The sequence below is a fragment of the Chryseobacterium sp. X308 genome (assembly GCF_020733145.1).
In the GTDB taxonomy this organism is placed as follows: Bacteria; Bacteroidota; Bacteroidia; order Flavobacteriales; family Weeksellaceae; genus Chryseobacterium; species Chryseobacterium cupriresistens.
In genome coordinates this window covers 92655-117353 of the sequence record NZ_JAJFZH010000016.1, presented here as the reverse complement: position 1 = coordinate 117353, position 24699 = coordinate 92655, and the positions used below count along the sequence as shown (strand labels likewise).

Genomic DNA, 24699 nt, shown 5'->3' with positions numbered 1-24699 from the left:
TCAAAAAGAAATATTAAAACGCGTTAACTGTGGTTAAACTTATGGGATACATTAAAAATAATTTTAGCTTTGCTTTATAAAAAATAGCCCGTGAAACTTAAACTATTCTTTTTCTTATTCCTTATCCTTTTTGTTCATACCCAGGCCCAAAGCTATATATTTGGTAAAATCATTTCCGAAAACGGCACTGAAATGCAGGATGTGAATGTTGTCAATATCAGAACTGATGAGATCGTAGTTTCAAACAGGGATGGTCATTTTATGATTTCGGGAAGGCAGGGAGATGAACTTCGTTTTATAAAAGCAGGTTATGAACGTATCACCAAAATAGTTTCCCAGGAAAATACACAATCTCCGATGAATATAAGTATGGTTCGCCAGACTATTCAGATTCCTGAAGTGGAAGTGAAACAAGGGTTAACCGGAAACCTTAAAATTGATTCAAAACTTTATAATAAACCCCAAAAGGTTGAAAAACTGCTCAAAGATATGGATCGGTATATTGCTCAGAAATCAGATCCCAGAATACTGGCCGCAAAACCCGGGGAATTTGTACAGCCGAAAGGGCAGGGATTCTCTATTGGGAAAGTGAAAGATAAATGGGATGATGTAGATTTAATGAAATACATCAGAGCAAGCCTTGGTGATGATTATTTTACCAATCTTAAAATTGAGAAACCTCTGATAGAACATTTTATTTATTATGTTTTTGCAGGCGGTTTTGAAAGGAAAAAAATCCTGAAATACGGATTCTGCAGTGATGCGGATCTGAACAGGTTTCAGCGTTTTGTCCTGACAAGAATTTCATCTTATCGTGCTCCGCAAACTCAAAGATAATATGGAAATAAAATACATCAAAAAGGTTTTGTTATTTGTGCTTTTTTGTATCGCTCCGAAATTTTGGGGACAACAAAAAATATCAGGGAAGGTAATAACCGGAGATGAATTGGATTTAGCACCTGTACTCGTTGTAAATATCTCCGGGAATAAAAGCGCATTAAGTGATATGGCCGGGAATTTTGAAATCGAAGCCAAAGAAAATGATGAGATCAGATTTGTAAAAGAAGGATATTATCGTGTTGATAAAAAAATAACCAAAGAAGAGATCAATGCTCCGTTCCATATTATGCTGAGGAAAATAGAAATCCAAATTCCTGAGGTTAAAATAAAGTATAAACCTACCGGAAATCTGGCAAAAGATAATCAACACTATAATGAATCCAGAAAACTTCAGGCCTTGAAATCAGAGATGGATGATTATATGAGAAGTCCATTGAATCAGCCGTTACCTAATAATACTGTTTCGAAGACTTTTACCGGTGATGATTTCAATGCAGGACAAGTCAATTTGTTTGGTGTATTTAATGCTGTAAAGAAATTGGCGCAGCCGAAGGTTACCAAAGCGAATTACAATGAAACTCAGGATTTCCTGAGGAGAGTACGAAATGAAGTGGACCTGAATTTCCTGAAAAGATACGGAATGGATGAAGAACAGATTGATGCATTTCTTCTTTATGCTGATAAAACGCGTTCATTGGCAAAAAGATACCGAAAAGATTTTAGTATAAGTGTCGTTGAATATGAACTTAAAGTTGCTTTCGCAGAATATAGTAAAACCCATAAATTAGAAGGAACCCAGGAATAATATATACATTAAAAGTTGGCTTATATCACTGAAAATATTGAAACATTAAAGCAAAGAAATACTTTTCTTTTTCTGCTGCTGCTTGGCAGTACTTTTGTTATGTCCCAGCAGAAAGTAACGGGACGAATAGTGGATGACAATGGCGAAAATCTGACTAAAGTGATCGTGATTAATATGTCTACTGATAAGAAAGTATATTCTGATTCTGAAGGTGTATTTTCTATTGATGCCAATCCCAACGATGAATTAAGATTTGTAAAAGAAGATTTCAACAGAGTCTCCAGAAGGGTTCTTAGCAATGGGAATAACTTACCTCTGTTTATTACACTTCACCAGATTCCGAGAGATGTGGGTGAAGTAAAAATTGTAAAAAAACTCACCGGAGATCTGGAAACAGATTCCCGGATAGTAGCCAAAGTAGATAAAGGAGAGCAGGTAAGAGATGCCGTTGGCCTTCCGCAGCCGGTAGGAAAAATGAGAGAGAAGCCGGCAGAAGTGAAAAGTGTTCTTTTACCAATACTTTTAGGAAACCTCAATGTTCAGGGCGTATATGACCTGATTAGCGGGAAAGCCAGAAGGCAGAAAAGACAATACAGGTATGATGATCTTCAGGAACATATTGCCTGGGTTCGGGATAGAATAGACGATGAATATTTTATCAAAGCCGGAATTCCTGGTGACAGAATTTCAGAATTTATTCAGTTTTCATTTCTGGCAAAACCTCAGGTACGAACGTATGTAAAAGCAAGAAATCTTTCGGGGGTCATGCTGAGACTGGAAGAGACAGTTCCGCTTTTTCTGGAGAGAGTAAACCAGGACCAAAAGTAATGTAAATGTTAATAAATTCTTAAAATATTGGAATAGAAATTGATACCATTTTGGTAACACAAATTCACACATTTTATGAATAAAAACATTTTTGCAGTAGCTATTGCAGCATTAGGTTTTGTAGTAGGTCTCGGTTTTTTGGGAAATGCTATTAAAAACAGGAATAAATCTGAAAATACCATTTCCGTGACAGGATTAGGAACCAAACAGTTTACATCAGATCTGATCACCTGGTCCGGAAGCTTTTCCAAAAATAATGTGGATCTCAAATCTGCCTACGATGAACTGGCAACAGACAGAAAAATAATTAACGACTATCTGCTTTCAAAAGGGATACAACAGAAAGAGATCGTGTTTTCTTCCGTAGATATTCAGAAACAGTTCAGAAGCTATAATGATTCAAACGGAAACTATGTACAAGGGGAATTCTCCGGTTATAATCTCACCCAAAAAGTTTCTATTGAAAGTAAAGAAGTGGGAAAAATAGAAAACCTCTCCAGAAATATTACCGAGATTATCAACCGTGGCATTGAATTCACTTCTTCTTCACCAGCGTATTTCTACACCAAGCTGGCTACAGTAAAACAGGAAATGATTGCCAGTGCTACAAAAGATGCTAAAGAACGTGCTGAAAAAATTGCAGAAAATTCTGGAAGCAGTCTCGGAAATCTGAAGAAAGCAACAATGGGAGTGATTCAGATTACAGCACCCAACTCCAATGAAGATTATTCTTATGGCGGAACTTTCAATACTTCATCCAAAGAAAAAGAAGCCAGTATTACCATCAAGCTGGAATATGAAGTAAATTAATAGAAAAAGTTGTCTGATAAACTTTATAAAACCACAAAAGTCACAAAAGGATTCATTTTAAAACACTTTTGTTCAGTTATGTGAGTTTAAAATTATACCTCATAAAAGCTCACATAAGATTAAAATCAAAGATTTTCACAAAACTTAGGTGAACTCATTATGCATAAAGTTTTGCTCTAAAAAACTTAAGTGTTTAAAACTTTTGTGCCTTTTGTGGTCAAGAAATAGAAAAGAAAAACGCCGGAAGACTATTCCGGCGTTTTATATTTTAAGCATAAATAATGTTATGAATTTCTTTTTTGGCTTCCTCTACATTTTCGGGAGTATAATTGGCCAGCAGCCATAAGTTTAAAGATTTTTTTCCTTCGCCATAGCTCGGCTGAACATGAGTAGTGTCAATCAGACTGAAATTATTTCTCTGATAAAAAGAATACCGTCTTGATGCATCTTCGCTCAATTCTGCAGGTTCAATTTCCAGAACAATACTTGGATAATTTTCTGATAAATGATTCATAATATGAGATCCCAGTTTTTTACTTCTGAATGCTTCAAACACTTCAAAATGCTCTACAAAAACAAAAGAACTCAACTTCCACAGGATGAGGTAGCCAATAGCTTCCGATTCGTGGATAACAGACATGAATTCCACATAAGGATTTGAAAATAAACTTTCAAACTGATCTTTATCTCTTTGTTCGTCTACAGGAAAAGTGCTAGTATAAGAAGTATAGATTTCCTGAACTCTAGGATCTTCTGCGGAAGTAATCGGTAAAAATTCCATAATTTATAAATCAAAGACACTCGGTCTTCTGGTGATGAAAATATCTTTAATCCAAAGGGTGAATGCCAGTCCCAGATAGATCAGAAAGAAAAATCCAGCTGTAGCGAAAGTAGAATAGATGAAGAAAACTCTCAATTTAGAAACAGGAATTCCCAGCTTGGCTCCCATTCTGGTCAGTACACCAAACCATTCTCTTTCCATTTTATGACGAATATTACTCAGCATTTCCAGATTGTTATTTAAAAGTTTGAATTTATTACTCAAAGTTAAGGATTTTTGATACATTTTTTGCCTGATTTTATCTGTAAATCATTCTTGTCCGGTTAAATTAAAGAATAATTAACAGGTCGCTCCTCCGGAGCTATAATTTTGAAACAAATACGTCCTATTAACAGTCAGCTCCCGCTGGAGCTGGATTTGATCCCATCGGGATCTGCTGTTAGTAGAAAAAATGAAGTTTCCGTAAAAAATAAAGCTCCAGAGGAGCGATCTGTTAATTCATGCTGTAAATATTGATATTTTCAATGTATTTACTTTTTATCGGACAGTAATGCTGTAAGATATAACTATTCTTTTAAAAGTTTGAATCCGATAGTACAGGCTAAGCAATTTTTCGGCTCGCAATAGGTTTTATAATGATAGATAAGACTTTGACTTTCCAGCGCATTGCTGACCTCTAATCCGTGTTTTTTCCAGCTCGTAATGATGGTGTTTTTCTCTCCGGAAATTGTCTTGTAAAGCGCAATAATTTCATCTGCAATATCTTCCTTGTGATATCTGTGATAAGCATATTGTAAAGGAAGGATGGTATTCAGAATGAGAAGATCAACAAAATCTTTACTCAGTGTTTTTGACTGTACTTTGGAAATACTCCCGAAATTAAAATGAAAATCCCAATATTCAGAAGCTTTTACAGAGCTGAAAATAGTGTACAGCTGTTCTGCGCTTCTTGCTTCCATGATTTTTGAGAATAAATTCTGCTGCTTGTACAGGTCAGTCAATTGTGACAACCGGATTGTTGGAAAATTCGGTGGTCTCAGTCTTAAAAACTTAGGATGAAATTGTAAATCAGAAATGGAAAATTTGGCTTTAATGAAATCAAATTCTCTTTTCCATATTTTCATCTGCCCGTCCTGGGGTTTCTCAAGCCATCCTGAAATTCCAAATAATAAGGCTTCAAGCTGAAGGGGATTCTGACGTATTTTATTGATAATACTGTAATCAATACTTTCTGCAATCTGCCGGAAAATAGAAGCATTTACTTTTAACCCGAATGAGTAGGCAAAACTGTGAAATAAAACGGCTTCAAAATTATTTTTATATTGATGTAAACTCTGTTCAAGCTCTGAAGATTTCTCATCCAGTTTTTTCAGTATGCTTTCTTCATAAAAATTGACCGGGATTTTTTTCGGATCAAAAATCTTTTCACAGGCAATAAATTCATTGCCATTCATAAGTTTTTCATATTTCCAAAGAATATTTTTATCAATATAACTTTGAAGTTCCAAGGTAGGAACCTGCTTTCCGATAAGTTCATGAATGTCTATGTCGTGCTGGAATACAACATGAAGAATGATGTTGCGGTAATTGGGATCCTGGGAATGATTGTGGAAAATCCAGTCTGAAGAGCGTACGTGCAGTTCTATATTTCCTGCGAGAAGTAAGCCGTTGATTTTGATTTTAGCATCAAGAAAATCAGGGCCTGCATTTTTGTTCCATTTTCCGAAATGGATGATCTCAACGGAATTTCCTTCAATATCCTTGAAGTCAAAATGTTTGAAAACCTTGTAGTTCCAAAGATATTGAAGTAGTTTTTCCGTCATAAGTGTGACGTAAATATAATAGAAATATTATACTTTCGTCAGCTCCTTATTAAAATTTTCTATGGTTGTTCTATACATTTTCTCATAGATAGGAAGAATGTTTTTCAAATCGAATTTTATTGCCTGATCTTTCGCATTTTGCTTCATTTTGGCTAAAAGTTCATCATTACTCAACAGCTTGATGGTGTAGTTGCTCATCGCTTCCACATTTCCGATTTCAGCCAGATATCCGGTTTCCCCCTGAATATTCACCTCAGGAATTCCTCCTGCATTGGAACTGATAACCGGAGTATATGCTGCCATGGCTTCCAATGCTGCAAGACCGAAACTTTCCTGCTCGGAAGGCAGGAGAAATACATCCGAAAGCTGTAAGATTTTATACAAATCATTTACCTTTCCTAAAAGGCGGATTTTGGAAATAAGCTCAGGATTTTCTTCAAGGAACTGATTTACTTTTTCCATATCAGGGCCTTCACCAATGATAATCAGCTTGGATTTCACTTTTCTTTCCACATTCTTAAAGATCTGCAACACTTCGTCTACACGTTTTACAGGACGAAGGTTGGACACGTGGATCAGGATTTTTTCATCCGGATTGGCAAACTGGGTTCTTTGGCACTCAGAGCAGTCATCAAATTCGGAATTATCAATAAAATTGGTAATCACCTGAATTTCTTTTTTGATATTGAAAAACTGAAGGGTATCTTTTTTCAGGCTTTCAGAAACTGAAGTAATCGCATCAGACTGATTGATCGAAAATTCTACCGCATGTTTATAACTCGGGTGCTGGCCTACAAGGGTAATATCTGTACCGTGTAATGTAGTGACCAACGGAATATCATTATTGTCTTCCTTGAGCATTTGTTTTGCCGTAAAAGCGGCATATGCGTAAGGAATGGCATAATGTGCGTGAAGAAGATCCAGTTTATAAAGATTGACAACTCTGTAGATCATCGAACTTAGCGCAATATCATAAGGCTGATACTGGAAAAGGGGATACGTCTGAACATTGACCCTGTGAAAGAAAATATTCGGGTTGGTGATATCTAATCTTGCAGGAAGTGCAGAACTGATGAAATGTACCTCATATCCTTTATTGGCAAGGGACATTCCTAATTCTGTTGCTACAATTCCGCTTCCTCCATAGGTAGGATAGCAAAGTATGCCTATTTTCATTAGATTATTGTTGTTTTAATTTTGTATTATTTGGTTTTTGTTGAGGTTGCCATAGGAAGCTCTATACCCATTCCCGGTTTCAACTGATCATTAACCAGTACCGGAAGTTTTCCCCATATTTTTGTTTTTCCATTGAAAGCATCCGCAGTTGCATTCATAGAATCATCATTGTTTTCATAAGAAACAAGAACGGTTGAAACTTTTGAAATATCAATATCCTTTAAGGCATAAGCACTTCCGAAAACATTCAATATAACATTTTGATTTTTGGTAAGATCAGAAAGTACTTTTTTAGATTCTGCTGAGATTTTATATGGCTTATAAGCTGTTGAATTATCCTTATGGAAACCTACGATAACTGTAGAACCAGCTGGAATTGTATTAATTTCTCCTGCTTTTTTAATGATAACATTGTTACCCAATCTGTTGGCAAAAGTCTGATAAGGAGCTTCTTCAAGAGGAACATAATAAGTCTGTTTTTCCTTGAGAGGCAGTAATTTCTTTTCATCCTTTAGTAAAGTCAATGCATTGGAGTAAAGATTCTGTACCAATTGGATATGAGAATCATTATTTAAATCCTTATTGATATTTTCAGGGTTTTTAGGTGTATATTGTGTAAGACCGAGGAAATATTTGGTTAAAAGGATTTTTTTCACACTTTCCTCTACTCTGGATTGTGAAATTTCTCCTTTATCAATAGCTTTCTGGATCAGTTTTTTGCCTTCAGAAACACCTTGTGAGAAAAGCATAATGTCATTTCCTGCTTTAAAGGCCATGGCATCCAGTTCGCCCGGTTGGTATTTATTCGCTACAGCGGCCATGTTTAATGCATCTGTAATGATTAAACCTTTATAACCCAGTTTATCTTTCAGTACTCCTGTAATAATGTTTTTAGAAACAGAGGCCGGAATTCCTTTTTCTGATTCTAAGCTTGGAACATATAAATGAGCAACCATCACACCGCCAATTCCTTTATTCATCAGCGCTTTAAAAGGTGCAAGTTCCACAGCGTCAAGTCTGTCAATACCATGAGGAACTACCGGAAGATCAAGGTGAGAGTCTGTACTGGTATCTCCGTGTCCCGGGAAGTGTTTTATAGCCGCTAAAATATTATTATCCTGAAGACCGTTGGAGTAGGATAGGGCTGATGTGATGACATTATTCACATCAGATCCGAAACTTCTGTTGCCGATAATCGGGTTATCAGGATTGGTGTTAACATCTACTACAGGCGCAAAATCCCAGTTGATCCCCATTCTTTTGCAATCCTCTGCAATTTTTGCAGCCATCTGATACACAAGATTTTTATCCTGGATAGCGCCTAATGTCATGGCCCATGGAAATTTGTGGGCAGTAGCAATTCGCTGATAGAGCCCCCATTCTGCATCCATTCCGATCATTAAAGGAACTTTAGATTTTTGCTGAAATTCATTCACCAGGTTAATTTCTCTTGCTGCATCATCCTGCATTAAGATCAGACCGCCTATTTTATCATTCGTAACGATATTTCTTACCTGGCTGATATAATCTTCCCCTCTGTTGGTATACAATGCCACAATAAAAAGCTGTCCCAGTTTTTCATCCTGAGTAAGATTTTTATAGGTAGTATCAACCCATTGCTGAGCTTTTTTCAGATCCGCCTTAGAAGCATTTTTTGGCTGATACTGGGCTTTCACCTTAGGGCTTATCAAGGCAGCAATAAAGAGTGAAGTATATAATAATTTCTTCATGACTTTTTGAATAAGAACAAAAATACAATTAAAAAAGTGAGGAAAACAAAGTTTTTGAAATTTTTGGTATATGATTTGAATACGCAATATAAATAATAACTAAACTTTAATAAAAATGAAAAAAATACTTCTCTTTTTATTCCTTGGGGCTGTAGGTTTTACTGCTTATAGCTGTGATAATGATGATACTGTAGTACAAGGAACAGATTATGATACCATAAACCAATCATTTGATATATCTCCTACTTTTACAAAAGTTACTGATAATCTTTACAGATGGAGTGATGACTTTAACAAGCCATTAGTACAATCCGACATGGTGCTTATTTATATGCAGATTGGTACTGACGGAGATTCTCCTGTATGGAAACTTCTTCCTTATACTTATTATGTAGGTAATGGAAATAACGATGCTGTAGATTATATTTATGAATTCAGTAAGTATGCTGCTACCATTAATATTAACTCTACCAATACATTCAGCTTAACAGCTAACCCATCATACTATCAGAATAAAAAATTCAGAGTTCTTATTCTTCCTGCAAATGGAACAGGAACTGGTGGTGCAAAAATGGCAAAAGGTGCTGCCGTAGATTACAACGATTATAAAAGTGTAATCAAATATTACAATATTGACGAGTCTAAAATTGTAACTAAATACTAAGAAATATCTTTTCAGTTTTTTATAATTAAAAAAGTCCCGGGAGAATATCTTCCGGGGCTTTTGATTTATAATAGAAAACGATACTAAGCGTTTAATCTGTCTATAATAGCTATGAAGAGAAAGCCTGTATTTTAGCAGTAATTAAAATTAAAAGCCTCAGAGTATTTATTCTGAGGCTTTATTTTTATTAGTTATCATTGTCATCAAGAAGATGTCCAAAGAAGTCTTTTTTTGTCTGCAGATATCCTTTGCTTATTTCATTGGCAGGAATCTGTAATGGGACTCTTGAATTAAGGTGAATATTGCTGTCTACCACATATTTTACCTTTTCAGGATTATTGGTGAGTAGATTGATATCTTTTACATCCAATAGATTAAGAATTTCAATGGCTACGCCAAAGTTTCTGTCATCTGCAGGAAGTCCCAGTTCAAGATTGGCCTGTACGGTATCCAATCCTTTTTCCTGTAGTGAGTAAGCCTTAAGCTTGTTGATGATCCCGATGTTTCTTCCTTCCTGACGAAGGTAGATGATAATCCCACCGTTTTCATGGATATATTTCATTGCAGCATCCAATTGTTGGCCGCATTCACATTTTTTTGAATGGAAAACTTCTCCGGTAATACATTCTGAATGGAAACGAACATTGACCGGTTTTGAAAAATCTGTATTTTCAGCAACGATGGCCATATGCGGCATCCAGTCGTTTTCGTTTTCGGAGAAAGCGATCATTCGGAAAGTGCCGTGCTCTGTGGGAACATTGGCTTCCGCCTGAATTTTAATCATTGATAGTTCAATTAGTTTTTAACTTCCTGGCAAAGTATCTTCAATAACAGAAATATTGGTTTTTAAACGCACCAGATATCTGTTAAGAACTTCATCGTCGTCTCTGTCAAGATTCTGCCTTAGCTTTTGAATTTTTTTGTATGATTTTTCGAAGCTTTTAAGGGCTCTGCTTTTTCCGGCAGAATTGCTGGCATCAATAGCATATAAATAATTCTGAAGACTGTATTTCAAGCTGGTAATCTCATCATTTAATCCGTTGTTTTTAAACTTGGGAAAAGTGGAGATCATATTTGAAATTTCAGAAGCATTGACATTCTGTTTGATATTGATATTAAAATTCTTCTTAGAGCTTCTGTCTGAATCAGACCCTTTAGCATCACTGTAAAAATTATTTGACAACGGAGAAAGATTAAGCTTCTCCGATGCGCAGGAAGATGTTAATATGATAAGTACTCCAAAGAAAAATAGTCGTTTCATTTTTGTTGCCCTTTTTGATAAAGGATTGGGTTAAGACTTTCATCGTTGTACATTTTCATTTGTTTGTACACTTTCATCTTAACGTTACCGTTCTCAATATCAGCAAGCAACTGATCTATAGAAGTTGATAGGTCTTCTTTCTGAGTAAGCAGAACATCCAGCTTAGCCTGGCAGTTGTTTCTGTGTTCTTCAGAAGCAGATTCTCTGTTAGCTTCTAACGACATATGATAAACCTTTAATGCAAGAATTGATAGCCTGTCTACTGCCCAAGCGGGAGTTTCTGTATTTATTTTTGCTTCAGGTTTAGGAGTTATATTTTCAAACTTATTAAGAAACCAGCCATCAATGTACTCTACCAAATCAGTTCTTTTTTGATTGGAAGCGTCTATTGTTCTCTTCAGTTGAAGAGCTTCAGCCGGATCAATATTTTCATCTCTAATTATATCTTCCAAATGCCATTGAACGGTATCAATCCAGTTCTTTGCATACAAAATCCGTTCCAAACTATCTTTTTCGAACGGGTTATTAATTAGAGTGTTAACGTCATCAGACACGTGATAGTCTTCAATAGCTTGATTGAAGACTTTCCATGCAGTCTCAGTAAATTTCATTAATTCTAAGGAATTTTAGTTGCTGGAAGAATTGTTATTGTTGGAAGCCGATTTGTTTTCAGAACCTGGTTTGTCTTCTTCTTTTACTGCATCTTTAAATTCCTTGATTCCTGAACCAACTCCTCTCATTAATTCAGGGATTTTCTTTCCTCCGAAAAGTAATACCAAAAGTATTGCTACGATAAGGATGTGCTGCCAAGATAAGGCAAGTATTGTTAGTGTATTCATCTCTTAAAATTTTTGCAAAGTTACACTTTTTTTAATATGAAATCCAACCTAATGGATCAACTGGTGTACTTCCGTTCCATACTTGGAAATCAAGCGTATAAGCACCATCAAAATCCTGAGCTATCGTACCTACCGGAGTTCCTGATGAAACCTGTTGCCCTTTGGAAACACTTACATTTCCTAAGTTGGAATAAATGGTAAAATAACTTCCGTGTTTGATGATAACGGTCTTGGTTCCGTCATTATTAGCCAGTACCGAAGATACTGATCCCGGGAACACCGATTTTGCACGTGCGCCTGAAGGGACGGAAATTTTGATCCCGTTATTTTCTTCAGTAATATTTTTGAAAACCGGGTGAGGCTGTCTTCCGAAACGGTGAGTGATTTGTCCGGCTCTGTCTGCAGGATAACCTAATCTACCTCTGTTATCTGCAAAACTGCTTCCTGTAGCGGTGGAAACTCCGTAGTTTGTCATGGCTTTGCTCTCTGCTGCCTTTTTCTCTTCTTCTTTTCTTTTCGCAAGCGCTGCTTCTGCTGCTCTTGCGGCAGCTAATTTATCTGCAGCTTCTTTAGCTCTTGCATTGGCCTCGTCTGAAGCTTTTTTAGCGGCTACTCTTCTGGCTTCATCTCTTGCATTAGCTTCGGCTCTCGCGGCATCTTCATTACGTTTTCTTTCTTCTTCAGCTCTTTTTGCAGCAAGTTCTGCAGCTCTCTTGGCTTCAGCTTCTGCAAGTCTTCTTTCTCTTTCAAGGGCTTCAGCTCTTGCCTTAGCTTCCGCTTCGATTCTTGCTTTTTCTCTTTCAGCAGCCAGTTTTGCCAAACGTATTTTTTCTGCTTCTGCCTTTCTTCTGGCTTCTTCTTCTGCTTTTGCAATTCTGATCTCTTCTGCAATAATAGCTCTGATCTGTCCTTCCAGTGCTTTAGACTGAACTTGTTTTTGCTTAAGTTCAGCAGTCAGCTTGGATTCGTTTTTCTTGAATTCAGCTACCAACTGTTCTTTTTGAGCTCTTTCAGCATTGATGGTTGCCAGGTCTTTCTGCTGGTTAATCAAAAGGGATTCTTTCGCTTTTACAGAATTTTGCTTTTGGGCAATGGTCTTTTTGATGAGATTGGCAGCATTTGTGATTTCAGCTGCTTTTTTATCCTGGTAGTCTGAGTATTGTTTCAGATACTGAACTCTTCGTATGGCTTCTCCTAAATTTTTAGCAGAAAGAATAAAAGTTACTTTGTTCTGTACTCCTTTGTTTTTATAAGCATTCACCAAAACTTCAGCATAGTTTTTTCTTAAAACTGCCAGTTCTTTATTCTGACGGTTGATTTCCAGCTGACGTAAATAAATATCATCCTCAATGAACCTTTTTTCTTTCTGCGTATTATTGTAAACCTTTTCTCTTAACACCAGTTTTTGGTTGACATTGGAAAGGTAGGCTACGGAAAGTTTAGATTCACTTCTGGTTTTGGCTAAATCGGTATTTATTTGTGCAATTTGTTTTTTAAGTTCGGCATTCTGCTTCTGCAGTTGTTCTTTGGTCTGCTGTCCCTGATGCAGTCCGAACATCAAAACACCTATTAAAAAGCTAAATTTTCTAATCATTTAATCTCAATTTTCTTATAACTGGATGGTACAGAATAAGGTGTTTCCATCCTCGAAAAGTCAAATTTCGTGTTTTCCAATAAAATCTGACTAGATTTTGAGCCTTTTATAATTATTTTAACATTTTTTGGAAGGCGTATTCCTCCGTATTCATTCCAGTCACTATAAGAAACATCTAGTTCGTCTGATGAAAGAATATCTTTTAAATTCACGGCTAACAAATCGTAATTGGTGTCGTATTGGAGAGCTACCTTATACTCCCTGTTTTTTTCGTCCGTAACGATTTTCTGGTTCGTATTGGAAACCATTTTAAAACCCTGAGCATTTTGAGTGAGATCAAACTGTCTGTCGTTGATCTTTACAAAAGTTCTCCCCAGTAAGATCTTTTCCAATGATTTATAATCAATGAAATTAACGTTCAGAAGGTTATTAAGATAGTCAAAATCGGAATCTATATAAGTTTTATTGATTTTATCCTGTCCTTTTATTCCTTCCGGAGTGGCAATACCGCGGGCAGCATTGATGAACAAAGCTCTCAGGTTCATCCAGACCTTTTTATCATTTTCAATATAGATGGTTGCATCCAGCGTAGGAACATAGCTTCCTGTTTCTACTCTTACTTTGCTGTCTATTTTGATTTGTTCAAATTTGGGTGGAATCAATACATGTTCATAAAAAGTGAGTTTGTCTCTCACCGGTTCATTAACATCTTTTGGATCTCCATTATCTCTATCTTTTGCAGCATTAATGCTGTCCCGTGTATGATCAGTATCACTTTGGGCAGTATTACGGGTCTTACAGGATGATAAGGCAAGAAGCAATAAAAGAAATGGGATCCAGTTTTTCATGTATTTATCTTTAATTAAAAAATACGTTGCAATATTAACGCCAAACCACACAAAACATTTTGTGTGGCCTGATGATATGATGTTTAAATTAAAATATTTCCTATTCTTATTTAGATAAAAAATCTAAAACGGAATAATCACCCAAAGAAATTTCTCTGGCAACTCCGAAATACTGTGCAGAATTACCGATCATAGAATTGGAAAGGTTCCCGTGATTAATTCTTGTGTTTTCCTGAATCAGGGAGTTTTCAATATTAGAATTCACAACAGTTGTGTTGTTTCCTAAAGAAACGCCAGGTCCTACTTTTGAATTGGAAATTTTTACATTTTCTCCAATAAAGCACGGTTGAATGATCAAAGAATTTTCAATCACAGCGGAAGCAGGATAGTGAGTCATTGCTTCTCTTTCATATTCAAGGATTTTGCTGTTGGTTTCTACGGTAGCATTTTTGTTACCGCAATCCATCCAGTCGTTTACTTTTCCAAGGGTAAACTTGGCACCCTTAGCTCTGAGGTTTTCAAGAGCGGTTGTTAATTGGTATTCGCCGCCGTTTTTAATATCATTATCCATGATATAATTAATTTCTTCCATCAGCTTTTCAGCACTGTTGAAATAATAGATACCAATGATAGCAAGATCTGAAACGTAAGTCGTTGGTTTTTCAACAAAGTCTGTAATAAAACCGTAATTATCCAGTTTTACAACTCCGAACGCTGATGGGTCTTCAACACTTTTCACCCAGATTACACCGTCAGAATTTTTGTCCAACTGGAAATCTGCACGGAAAAGAGTATCTGCAAAGGCAATAACGATATCTCCCTGCATAGATTGTTCCGCACATTTGATGGCGTGAGCAGTTCCAAGAGGATCGTTCTGATAATATATACTTCCTTTTGCTCCCAGCTTTTCAGCAATCTGAATAAGGGATCTTTCGATCTCAGGGCCAAAATCTCCGATGATAAAAGCTACCTCTTCAATGTTTTCTCCTGCAACTTTAGCAATATCTTCCACTAATCTCTGTACAATAGGTTTTCCTGCAATTGGAATAAGAGGTTTTGGAACTGTCAGTGTATGTGGACGTAATCTGGAACCACGTCCAGCCATAGGGACAATAATTTTCATAAATTATATGTATAAAAGATGTTTTATTAGTTGTTTTTGATATTTAGGTTAAAGATAATAATTAAAACCTTTGAGGGATTATGATTTATATCTTTTTAAATAATTGTTTAAATTAACAACAGGTTTGTTTACAAGCAAAATAAAGACCAAAGTTTAAGATCTTTTTATGATTTTGGATACTATTGCTTTTTCTTTGAATACTATCAAAGCCAGGAATAAAAGGAGGAATAGATTACCTACCAGATAATTAGTTCTGAAATAATAGAAAGAAACCAATGAACAAACAATGGTGAATCCCAGATAAATCAATATTTTACCTATATTATAATGAATAGGATACTGCCTTTGTCCCCATACATAGGAAATGATCATCATAGACATGAAGGTAATCAGTGCTGCTATGGCACTTGCCCAATATCCATATTGAGGAATGAACAAGAAGTTGATAAGAATGGTGATGCATGCTCCTATAACAGAAATATATAAGCCAACCCTTGTCTGGTCTGATAGCTTATACCATATAGAAAGATTAAGGTAGATTCCCAGAAACAGAGCTCCAAGCATGATAAATGGAATGATTTCAATTCCCTCATAGTAGAGAGGGTTTCTTAAATATTTTTCAGAAATCCATTGAAGATTTACCATAAGTCCCATATAAATGATGCAGCTGCATACAACAAAAATATCCATCAATACGGCATAGGTCTTGTGAGAATCCTTGTTCTTGAAACTTGAAAAAAAGTAAGGTTCAATACCCAATTGATAGGCTTGTCTGAACACAGTAATAAAGGTAGCAATCTTGTAAACTGCTCCATATACTCCAATCTGATGACGGGCTTCTTCTTCAGGAAGGAGGTATTTTAAGAATTGTCGGTCTAATGTCTGATTTACAATACCAGCCAGTCCTGCAATCATTACCGGCCAGGAATAGTTCATAATTCTTTTCCACAGTCCGAAATCAAATCTGGATATACTGAAGCTGAAGAATTCTTTTCCTACAATCAAAAGGGTGATAATACTTTGGATGAGATTGGCAACGAAAACATATCCGACTCCGAAGTCAGGATTATATTTTAACCCAAGTACTCCCTCAGGATGTTTAGGAAGCCATCTGATGAAGAATAAAACCAGTAAAAAGTAAACCAGGGAGCCGGCTACCTTGGAAAGCATATATTTGAAGGGTTTTCCTTGTAACCTCAATATAGCAGATGGTATGGTGGAAAATGCATCCAATGAGAGAATAAATAAGAATATGATTAGAAAATTGACCTGATCAGGAGTTTCAAAGGCTTCAGCAAGCTGAAATCTGAATACATATCCCAGGATAAGGTAAATTAACCCCATACTGATGATACTCATTGAGCAGGTTGAAATCAATGTTTTTTTGTCAATGTTATCCTCTTGTGCAAATCGGAAGAAAGAAGTTTCCATGCCATGTGTAAGCAATACCGTAATTACACCTGCAATGGAATACCAGTCTACAAACGGTGACGAAGCAGCTGGTCCGAAAGCCTTTGTAACGATGGGTGCAATGATAAATGGAAAAATACGGACTAATACGGAGCTAAGTCCATATACCGCTGTCTGTCCTAATAGTTTCTTATACAAAGTCGAATTTTTTTTTGCAAATGTAAAACTTTAAGCATTCGTTTTGCGATTTTGGGGTTAATTAAAACTTAAAATCTTAATTTTACAGCGAAATAAATTGAAATGAAAGTTCTTATAAAAAATGTAAATATCGTCAACGAAGGAAAAGTTTTTGAAAGCGATATCCTGATAGAAAATGATTTAATCTCTAAAATAGCTGCCGGCATTTCTGAAGACGCAGATCAGATTATTGATGGTTCAGGTAAATATCTTCTTCCCGGAGTAATAGATGATCAGGTGCATTTCCGTGAGCCGGGACTTACTCATAAAGGTGATATTGAAAGCGAATCAAGAGCAGCCATTGCCGGAGGGATCACCAGTTTTATTGATCAGCCGAATACTGTTCCAAACGCTGTTACCCAGGAGCTATTGGCAGACAAGTATGAGATTGCTTCCCAAAAAGCATATGCCAACTATGGTTTTATGATGGGAGGAACGAATGATAATCTGGAGGAAGTTTTGAAAACGAACCCTAGAAATGTTCCGGGAATCAAGTTATTTTTAGGATCATCTACAGGAAATATGCTGGTTGATAATCCTGAAACTCTGGAAAACATTTTCAGTAATACCAAAATGCTGATTGCTGTGCACTGTGAAGATGAAGCTACCATCAGAGCCAATACTCAGAAATATATGGATGAATATGGAGATGATATTCCTGTAAAATTCCACCACCTGATCAGAAGTGAAGAGGCATGTTATAAATCTTCATCCAAGGCGATAGAGCTTGCGAAAAAAACAGGGGCGAGACTTCATGTTTTCCACCTTTCAACAGCAAAGGAAATGGAACTTTTCCGAAATGATATTCCTCTAAAAGACAAAAAAATCACTGCTGAGGTATGTGTTCATCATCTTACATTTACCAATGAGGATTACGAAACAAGAGGTGGTCTTATCAAATGGAACCCTGCTGTAAAAACCCAGAAAGATAAAGATGCCCTTTGGGAAGCTTTGCTGGATGACAGAATTGATGTGATTGCTACAGATCACGCTCCGCATACGGCAGAAGAGAAGAATAATGTATATACAAAATGTCCGTCTGGTGCACCTTTGGTACAGCATTCATTGATTGTAATGCTTGAAAACTATAAAAACGGTAAAATATCCCTTGAGAAAATCGTTGAAAAGATGGCTCATAATCCTGCTATTCTTTTTAAAGTTGAAAAAAGAGGTTTTGTAAGGGAAGGGTATAAAGCGGATCTTGTTTTGGTAGATTTAAACCAGGATTGGACGGTTTCCAAAGACAATTTACTATACAAGTGTGGCTGGAGCCCACTGGAAGGGATGAATTTCCACTCTAAAGTTACCCATACTTTTGTCAATGGTCATTTGGTGTATGACAATGGTACAATTGCAGAAGAGAAATTTGGAGAGAGATTACTTTTTGAACCTAGAGATTAATCAGAGATTATTATAATTCAATAGGAGCGGGCTTTAGCCCGCTCACTTTATATTTAACCTTCCATTGGCTTCAGCCAAAACTAAGCTGGAAGATTATTAAAGATTGGCGAATGATTAGCTAGACACTCTTTTAAGTTTCAAGATATTTTAAATTTATGTAGCTTCGCGCAAAAAATAATTAATACCTATGTACAAACTCTTTTTATTGTTATTTCTATCAATTTCTTTGCAATTTAGTTCACAAATAAATACAGAATTACTTTCAAATTCTTCATGGACAAGAGTAAAATTTAGTATGCTGGATGGCAGCAGAGATTTAAACCAAAGGGAATTGGGAGTTTTATTGTGGAAAATTACTGGTAATACTCTTTGTGTATATAGTGATCCCATTTTCATTGAAATGAAAAGCTGTGTTGATTTTAACTTAGAGAAAAGAATAATGAGAACATCAAAAGAAGCAGGTTATCAGATTGAAAAATTAACTGCAGATTCTTTGGTTGTAACACAAAGAGTAGATGGAGAAGAAGCTCCAGATAAGATAAGAAAAATGTGGTTTGTAAATAATTCTTTAAGAATAAGTAACTTTTTAAAACAATATAAAAATGATACAGTTATAACTGCAACCAGAGAATTTACTCCGTCATTAAAAAGAAATCTAGTTTCAGAAATTGCTGATATTTATGCGAAAAAAGAGTATTCTCATGATTTTACTTTAAATGGAAATATTCTAATCTTTCCAAAAAAGAAAATTATTAGAGTAGAAATTGATAAAGAAGAAGGAGTAAAAATGAATCAGGTGAGTGTTAATCTTTTTAAAGGAACATTTGAAAAGAATTTTTATTTATGGGATCTTTCAGGATTTGAAAATTTTGAAAAAGTCATTATTCCTTATAAATATTCTAGTAAAGTAACAAATGGCATAGGTGAAATTAATAGAATGGGGATTACTTTTTTTAATCGTAATTATATTGATTTCCTTCCAGAGTTTATTGTATATATAAAAGACAAAAAAAAATCTTTGCAAAATTTCAGTAAAGCAGTACAGGCTATGAACGCTAACAAATTGGATAAGGCAATTGAGTTCTTTATTGAAACCCATGAATATGATAACACCAATACAGATGCATTGTACAACGTTGCTTCAATTGCAACAGCACAAAACAAAACAGATGTTGCTTGCACAGCATTAAAAAGATTGAAGGATCTGGAGCAAACAGAAGGAACCAAATTATACAACGAAAAATGTTCAGGAAAATAATCAATAGGAGCGGGCTTTAGCCCGCTCACTTTATATTTAACCTTCCATTGGCTTTAGAGCCAAAACTTATTTAATTAAAAGACTGTGAATGTTCAAATTCCAGCTCATTCGCCTTTTTACTTTTTCGCCTTATTTCCCATATAAAATGTCAGCTTCCCACCGTTCATGATCTCAGAATGCTTCAATGTAAAGTTTTTGATCTCTTTTCCATTCAAAAGAACTTTCTGAACATACACATTTTCCGGACTTTGGTTGATTGCTTCAATTTCAAAAGTTTTTCCGTTTTCCAGATTCAGTACAGCGTGATCAATCGCCGGGCTTCCGATAGAATAGTTCTCTGATCCAGGAGCTACAGGATAGAAACCTAATGAACTCAGAATATACCATGCACTCATTTGTCCGGCATCATCATTTCCGCCCAATCCGTCCGGTGTTGCTTTATACTGCATTTCCAGAATACGGCGGATCTGTGCCTGTGCTTTCCACGGCTGTCCTGCCCAGTTATAAAAATACGCAACATGGTGAGCCGGTTCATTTCCGTGAACATATCCACCAATAATTCCTTCACGGGTAATATCTTCAGTGTCTGCAAAGAATTCATCAGGTAAATGCATGGTGAACAGCTCATCCAGTTTGGATGCAAATTTTTTCTTTCCGCCCATCATCGTGATCAGTTCATCGGGATTTTGCGGGACAAAGAAACTGTAGTTCCATGAATTCCCTTCAATAAAGCCCTGTCCATGGGTACTTAATACATCAAAATCTTTCTTAAAACTTCCATCTGCCAGACGTGGGCGCATAAAACCGATAGTTTTGTCAAAATTATTTTTCCAGTTTTCAGACCGTCTAATAAACTGATTGTAAATATCTGTTTTGTTTAAATGCTTTGCCAGCTGGGCAATCGCCCAGTCATCATAGGCATATTCCAAGGTATTGGAAACTGAAGTTCCGTTTTTCTCAGCCGGAATATATCCAAGATCAATATATTGTCCTATGCCTTCGTAATCTCTTTTATTTGCTGTTTCTATACATGCTTTCAAAGCTTCTTCAGGATCACCCGTATAATTTCCTTTAATAATAGCATCAGCAACAACACTTACACTGTGGTATCCGCTCATACACCAGTTGTCATTAGCATAATGAGACCAGATCGGCAGCATTTTCATTGAGAATTGATTGTAATGAGCCATCATAGATTTTACCATGTCACCATTCCGTTTAGGCTGAATGATATTAAAGAAAGGATGAAGCGTGCGGTAAGTATCCCACAGAGAGAAGGTTGTATAATGGGTAAAGCCATCTGCTTTATGAACATTCTGATCCAGTCCTTTATATTCTCCATTGACGTCCATATAAGTGGTGGGATTGATAAAGGTGTGGTACATTGCTGTATAGAAGTTAGTCTTTTCCGTATCAGAACCTTTGATGACAATTTTATTTAATTCCTTGTTCCAGTTGTCCTGGGCTATAGCTTTAACCTGATCAAAAGTCATATTCCCGGTTTCTTTTTCCAGATTTTCCAGAGCGTTGGTCTGGCTTACCGGAGAAATGGCCAATTTTACTTCAATCGCTTCATTTTCATTGGTATCAAAATCAAAATACATTTTCAGGTTCTTTCCTGCAATCTCCGGGAAGTTTTTATTTTGGTCGAATTTTCTCCAGAATCCTTTGTAAACCTGCTTTTCATCATAGTTTTGCTGGCCGTAAGATTTAAAAGGTTTTGAAAATTTCATGGCGAAATAAACCATTCTGGTTCTTGCCCATCCGTTGGTCTGCCGATAACCTGTAATAGTATTTCCGTTTTCTACACGAACGTATGTCCATACATTTTTCCCGTCATAATTGTAAATGCCGGCCATCAGATCCAGAATAATGTGAGCCTGGTCAGATTTTGGGAAAGTATAACGGTGAATTCCGACTCTTGGAGTTGCTGTCAGCTCTGCCAGAATATTGTGGTCATCCAGTTTTACTTTATAATATCCGGCTTCTGCAGTTTCGTTCTGGTGTGAAAATCTGCTTCTGTAACCGCTTTCAGGATTAGCTGCTGTTCCGGGATTCAATTGAAGTTTTCCTACAGTAGGCATCACCAGGAAATCTCCCAGATCAGAATGTCCGGTACCGCTGAAATGGGTAGAGCTGAATCCCACTATGGTTTTATCTTCATAACGGTAGCCGGCGCAGTATTTGTAAACCTCACCATTGTATTTTCCATTGAGTTCATAGGAAATGGTGTCTGTTTCAGGGCTTAGCTGTACGGCACCAAAAGGAACGGTGGCTCCCGGATACGTATGGCCCATCTTTTCAGTTCCGATCAGAGGATTAACATATTGTATTAATTTTTCAAATTTTTGGGCGTGAAAGTTTGCACTTAAAAATGCTAGAGAAAGAAAAACAATAGACTTGCGATTTTTCATTAATGACAATTTTTCAAAGTTTAAAATTAATTAAAATCATCATTTTCTGTTGTGTTTTAAATTAGTTAAGGGCTATTTACTCTTTTTCAGAAAAACGGAAACCTATTCCGTGAAGATTTTCTATTACTATGTTCTGTTCTTCAGCCAGTACCTTCCTCAGCCGGGAAATAAAAACATCGAGGCTCCGTCCCATGAAATAATCATCATCACCCCAGATGGCCTTTAGAATGTCCTGCCTTTTAACCACCAGATTTTTATGGCGGATAAAATATAAAAGGAGGTCAGATTCTCTTTGGGTAAGGGTAATATTGTTTTCCGCACCTTTCAGGGTGTAATTTTTTGGATCAAAATCATATTTGCCCACTTTATATTGCAGAGAAGAAGTGTCCGACTTCTTAGTGCGTTTCAGAAAAACTTCAATTTTCAACATCAGTTCTTCAATACTGAATGGTTTTACCAGATAATCATCAGCTCCAATTTTAAGCCCTTTGATTCTGTCCTCTTTTAATGCTTTTGCAGAGATGAAAATAATAGGAATTTCAGAATTTTTACTGCGGATATTTTGTGCTACCTCAAATCCGCTCATGCCGGGCATCATAATATCCAGCAGGCAGATATCAAAATCCCGACTGTTAAATGCTTCCAACGCAGATTCTCCATCAGAATAACAGCTGATATCATAATAACTTTCCAAACTGTCTTCCACCAGAAAAGCTATTGTTTTGTCATCTTCGGCATATAAAATTTTAGATTTCTCCATACTTACACATGATTAATTTGAAAACGGAAAGAAGAGCGTTGTAGTAATTCCTTTGTCTTCATTATTCTCCACAGAAATTTTCCAATGATGCTGCTGAACAACTTTTTTTACATAAAATAATCCCAACCCGAAACCATTTACTTCTTCACTTCTTTTGGTATGTACCCGATAAAACTTTTCAAAAATATGAGGAATATTTTTAGCAGGAATTCCCATTCCGTTGTCTTTAAACTTTAAATATAAGCCTTTTGAATCTTTATAAGCTGAAATTTTAATCACAGGCTTTGTTTCACAATACTTGATGGAATTATCCAGCAGGTTGTAAATGATATTCGTAAAGTGAAATTCATCTGCCATTACCGAAGTACTGTTTTCAATATCGATCTCAATGCTGAGGTCCTTGTTTTTATGCTGTACATTGTCTGCAATCTCCTGAATAAAAGGGAGTAGCAGAATCTTTTGAGGCTTTAATGACAGTCCTGCCGCATCATTTTTAGCAATATTCAATATTTTCTCAATGTGGCTATTGAGCTTGTGGCTTTGATTGATGATAATGGAGGTATAGGTCTGCAGTTTAGAATTTTCCTGTACCATTTCCTGTTTATTAAGCGCTTCTGATGCTAACAGGATGGAGGATAAAGGTGTTTTAAACTCATGAGTCATATTATTGATAAAATCACGCTGCAACTCCGAGAACTTCTTCTGCTGAATGATCGTATAAATAGAATATACATACACCAGAAGGATGATGATAAGGGCAAATGTAAGGAGATACCAGAACCGTAATGAACTGATCAGGTAAGTAGTTTTGTCCGGGAAGCGTATGGAAAAGTAATAGATCAGATTTTTATGCTTCGGAAAATTGATCACCTTATTGCTGGGGCTTTCCTGATGAGAGGTCATGTATTTTCCATAGATCATTTTATCGCTGTGGCAATTGTATAATGCATACACATAATCTGTGTTGATCTGGAAACGGGTAAACTCTGTTTTCAGATAATATTCAAGAACTACGGGATGAAATTCATTGTTGATATTAACCACGTAATAATCATTGGCAATATTCTGTACCGGATTTTCGGTGTAGGACGTCTTTCCTCCTGAGAGTTTTTCTGCGACTTCCATTAAGGCAATATTGACTTTCTGGTTAAATTTTTTGTCTTCAAGATTATAAGCCTGTATCGTCCACATCAATTGTGCTATTAAAATTCCGATAATAGCGACGAATCCAAGCGTGATAATAATATTGAGTCTTTTTATTTTCATTTCCTGAAACAATATTATCCAAAAATATCTATTTATCTTTTACTATTAACAACTCATTAACAAATGTTAGACAGCGGTTAACAAGCCGTAATCATTGTCTGCTTTACATTTGTCATATAGAAGAACATAGTCAGTTTCAAATATTAAAATATATACTCATGAAAAAATTAAAAATTACAGCTCTTTTAGCCGTGTTGGCGTTCTCTCCGTTTTATGCGAATGTATTGACAACAGATGCTCCATCTATCGTAAAAATGGTTGCTGATGCTATTAAATGGAAATCAGAATCTATCGATGTAGGAAATATTCCTCAGGGTAAACCAAAATTGATCAGATTTGAATTTACAAACACAAGTTCAAAACCAATCATTATTCAGAATGTAGCCCCTTCATGCGGATGTACAACTGCTGATTACACAAAAACTCCTATCCAGCCAGGGAAAAAAGGATTTGTGGAAGCCAGCTATAACGCAGCAACAGTAGGACCATTTATGAAGACAGTAAATGTTACTACCAGCGACAGCAAAACTCCTAAAACACTTTCTTTCAAAGGAGTGGTAGCTTCTTAATATATCGTTTTAACAAATAGAAATAGCCTGGTAATTGTTATCAGGCTATTTTCTTTTTCGAATAGTTTATTTATAAAGACGCCTAATCTTTATGAAACCGCAAAAGGCACAAAAGCTTTCATTTTGTCCGCTTAGGTAAGTTTAAAATAATGCCGGAGAAAAGTTCAAATAAGATACTTATTTACATAGAGCTTGGCTCTAAAAACTTAAGGATTTAAAAATTTTATGTCTTTTGGGGTTAAAAATCATGAATGTAAAAGTT

Annotated in this window: 24 protein-coding genes; 8 read left to right on the top strand and 16 right to left on the bottom strand. The window is 36.0% G+C overall.

What is annotated here, in order from left to right:
• The first annotated feature begins 90 nt into the window (after nt 1-90).
• The 4 genes from LIV57_RS16760 (at nt 91) to LIV57_RS16745 (ending at nt 3283) form a co-directional block, all read left to right on the top strand.
• Nucleotides 91-837 carry a hypothetical protein gene (locus tag LIV57_RS16760; protein WP_227943526.1) on the top strand — a complete coding sequence of 249 codons (747 nt, stop codon included), beginning with the start codon at nt 91-93 and terminating at the stop codon, nt 835-837.
• Between the two features lies 1 nt (nt 838).
• Nucleotides 839-1645, top strand: coding sequence for a hypothetical protein (locus LIV57_RS16755; protein ID WP_227943525.1), 807 nt, complete (start codon nt 839-841; stop codon nt 1643-1645).
• Nucleotides 1646-1660: 15 nt separating this feature from the next.
• Entirely contained in the window at nt 1661-2473 is an 813-nt protein-coding gene (locus LIV57_RS16750) for a carboxypeptidase regulatory-like domain-containing protein (RefSeq protein WP_227943524.1), read from the top strand.
• Between the two features lie 75 nt (nt 2474-2548).
• Complete coding sequence (locus LIV57_RS16745) at nt 2549-3283, top strand: SIMPL domain-containing protein (protein WP_227943523.1); 735 nt, start codon at nt 2549-2551, stop codon at nt 3281-3283.
• 268 nt (nt 3284-3551) lie between these two features.
• On the opposite strand, the gene LIV57_RS16740 is transcribed toward LIV57_RS16745, so the two are convergent.
• From LIV57_RS16740 to LIV57_RS16720, 5 genes are all read right to left on the bottom strand, one after another.
• On the bottom strand, nt 3552-4064 hold the full coding sequence (locus LIV57_RS16740) for a GNAT family N-acetyltransferase (RefSeq protein WP_227943522.1): 513 nt from the start codon (nt 4062-4064) through the stop codon (nt 3552-3554).
• A gap of 3 nt (nt 4065-4067) precedes the next feature.
• Nucleotides 4068-4289, bottom strand: coding sequence for a PspC family transcriptional regulator (locus LIV57_RS16735; protein WP_002981826.1), 222 nt, complete (start codon nt 4287-4289; stop codon nt 4068-4070).
• A gap of 341 nt (nt 4290-4630) precedes the next feature.
• Nucleotides 4631-5887, bottom strand: coding sequence for a DUF2851 family protein (locus LIV57_RS16730; RefSeq protein WP_227943521.1), 1257 nt, complete (start codon nt 5885-5887; stop codon nt 4631-4633).
• A 27-nt stretch (nt 5888-5914) separates the two neighbouring features.
• The gene (gene bshA, locus LIV57_RS16725) at nt 5915-7063 is read right to left on the bottom strand and encodes an N-acetyl-alpha-D-glucosaminyl L-malate synthase BshA (RefSeq protein ID WP_079240311.1); all 1149 of its coding nucleotides are present in this window, start codon (nt 7061-7063) and stop codon (nt 5915-5917) included.
• A 26-nt stretch (nt 7064-7089) separates the two neighbouring features.
• A complete protein-coding gene (locus LIV57_RS16720; RefSeq protein WP_227943520.1) occupies nt 7090-8793 on the bottom strand; it encodes a glycoside hydrolase family 3 protein in 1704 nt (567 codons plus the stop codon).
• Nucleotides 8794-8908: 115 nt separating this feature from the next.
• On the opposite strand from LIV57_RS16720, the gene LIV57_RS16715 reads away from it, so the two are divergent.
• Nucleotides 8909-9457, top strand: a complete 549-nt coding sequence (locus tag LIV57_RS16715; RefSeq protein WP_202840427.1) for a hypothetical protein — start codon at nt 8909-8911, stop codon at nt 9455-9457.
• A 187-nt stretch (nt 9458-9644) separates the two neighbouring features.
• Here LIV57_RS16715 and ribA read toward each other — a convergent pair whose 3' ends face one another.
• The 8 genes from ribA to LIV57_RS16675 all read right to left on the bottom strand — a co-directional run bounded on the left by ribA (nt 9645) and on the right by LIV57_RS16675 (nt 16730).
• Nucleotides 9645-10241 (bottom strand): GTP cyclohydrolase II, encoded by a 597-nt coding sequence (gene ribA / locus LIV57_RS16710; RefSeq protein WP_034695719.1) that lies wholly within the window; start codon nt 10239-10241, stop codon nt 9645-9647.
• 18 nt (nt 10242-10259) lie between these two features.
• Nucleotides 10260-10718, bottom strand: a complete 459-nt coding sequence (locus tag LIV57_RS16705) for a hypothetical protein (RefSeq protein ID WP_062672271.1) — start codon at nt 10716-10718, stop codon at nt 10260-10262.
• The gene (locus tag LIV57_RS16700; RefSeq protein ID WP_002981819.1) at nt 10715-11329 is read right to left on the bottom strand and encodes a DUF4254 domain-containing protein; all 615 of its coding nucleotides are present in this window, start codon (nt 11327-11329) and stop codon (nt 10715-10717) included. Before LIV57_RS16700 ends, LIV57_RS16705 begins: the two co-directional genes overlap by 4 nt.
• Before the next feature lie 15 nt (nt 11330-11344).
• The gene (locus LIV57_RS16695) at nt 11345-11557 is read right to left on the bottom strand and encodes a twin-arginine translocase TatA/TatE family subunit (RefSeq protein ID WP_076596910.1); all 213 of its coding nucleotides are present in this window, start codon (nt 11555-11557) and stop codon (nt 11345-11347) included.
• A gap of 31 nt (nt 11558-11588) precedes the next feature.
• Complete coding sequence (locus LIV57_RS16690; protein ID WP_202840430.1) at nt 11589-13151, bottom strand: peptidoglycan DD-metalloendopeptidase family protein; 1563 nt, start codon at nt 13149-13151, stop codon at nt 11589-11591.
• Nucleotides 13148-13999, bottom strand: a complete 852-nt coding sequence (locus LIV57_RS16685) for a DUF4292 domain-containing protein (RefSeq protein WP_227943519.1) — start codon at nt 13997-13999, stop codon at nt 13148-13150. Before LIV57_RS16685 ends, LIV57_RS16690 begins: the two co-directional genes overlap by 4 nt.
• A 106-nt stretch (nt 14000-14105) precedes the next feature.
• Nucleotides 14106-15122 (bottom strand): sugar phosphate nucleotidyltransferase, encoded by a 1017-nt coding sequence (locus LIV57_RS16680; protein ID WP_110010644.1) that lies wholly within the window; start codon nt 15120-15122, stop codon nt 14106-14108.
• A gap of 153 nt (nt 15123-15275) precedes the next feature.
• Nucleotides 15276-16730, bottom strand: coding sequence for a lipopolysaccharide biosynthesis protein (locus LIV57_RS16675; RefSeq protein WP_227943518.1), 1455 nt, complete (start codon nt 16728-16730; stop codon nt 15276-15278).
• A gap of 102 nt (nt 16731-16832) precedes the next feature.
• Between LIV57_RS16675 and LIV57_RS16670 the strand changes: the two genes are divergently transcribed.
• Both LIV57_RS16670 and LIV57_RS16665 read left to right on the top strand, forming a co-directional pair.
• A complete protein-coding gene (locus LIV57_RS16670) occupies nt 16833-18170 on the top strand; it encodes a dihydroorotase (RefSeq protein ID WP_227943517.1) in 1338 nt (445 codons plus the stop codon).
• A gap of 187 nt (nt 18171-18357) precedes the next feature.
• Nucleotides 18358-19428, top strand: a complete 1071-nt coding sequence (locus tag LIV57_RS16665) for a tetratricopeptide repeat protein (RefSeq protein WP_227943516.1) — start codon at nt 18358-18360, stop codon at nt 19426-19428.
• Nucleotides 19429-19544: 116 nt separating this feature from the next.
• Here LIV57_RS16665 and LIV57_RS16660 read toward each other — a convergent pair whose 3' ends face one another.
• From LIV57_RS16660 to LIV57_RS16650, 3 genes are all read right to left on the bottom strand, one after another.
• Nucleotides 19545-21842 carry a GH92 family glycosyl hydrolase gene (locus tag LIV57_RS16660; RefSeq protein WP_227943515.1) on the bottom strand — a complete coding sequence of 766 codons (2298 nt, stop codon included), beginning with the start codon at nt 21840-21842 and terminating at the stop codon, nt 19545-19547.
• A gap of 76 nt (nt 21843-21918) precedes the next feature.
• Nucleotides 21919-22602: a response regulator transcription factor gene (locus LIV57_RS16655; protein ID WP_227943514.1), complete on the bottom strand. Its 684-nt coding sequence runs from the start codon at nt 22600-22602 to the stop codon at nt 21919-21921.
• A gap of 12 nt (nt 22603-22614) precedes the next feature.
• Nucleotides 22615-23868 carry a sensor histidine kinase gene (locus LIV57_RS16650; protein ID WP_227943513.1) on the bottom strand — a complete coding sequence of 418 codons (1254 nt, stop codon included), beginning with the start codon at nt 23866-23868 and terminating at the stop codon, nt 22615-22617.
• A 158-nt stretch (nt 23869-24026) separates the two neighbouring features.
• On the opposite strand from LIV57_RS16650, the gene LIV57_RS16645 reads away from it, so the two are divergent.
• On the top strand, nt 24027-24437 hold the full coding sequence (locus LIV57_RS16645) for a DUF1573 domain-containing protein (protein WP_202840441.1): 411 nt from the start codon (nt 24027-24029) through the stop codon (nt 24435-24437).
• Nucleotides 24438-24699 lie beyond the last annotated feature (262 nt).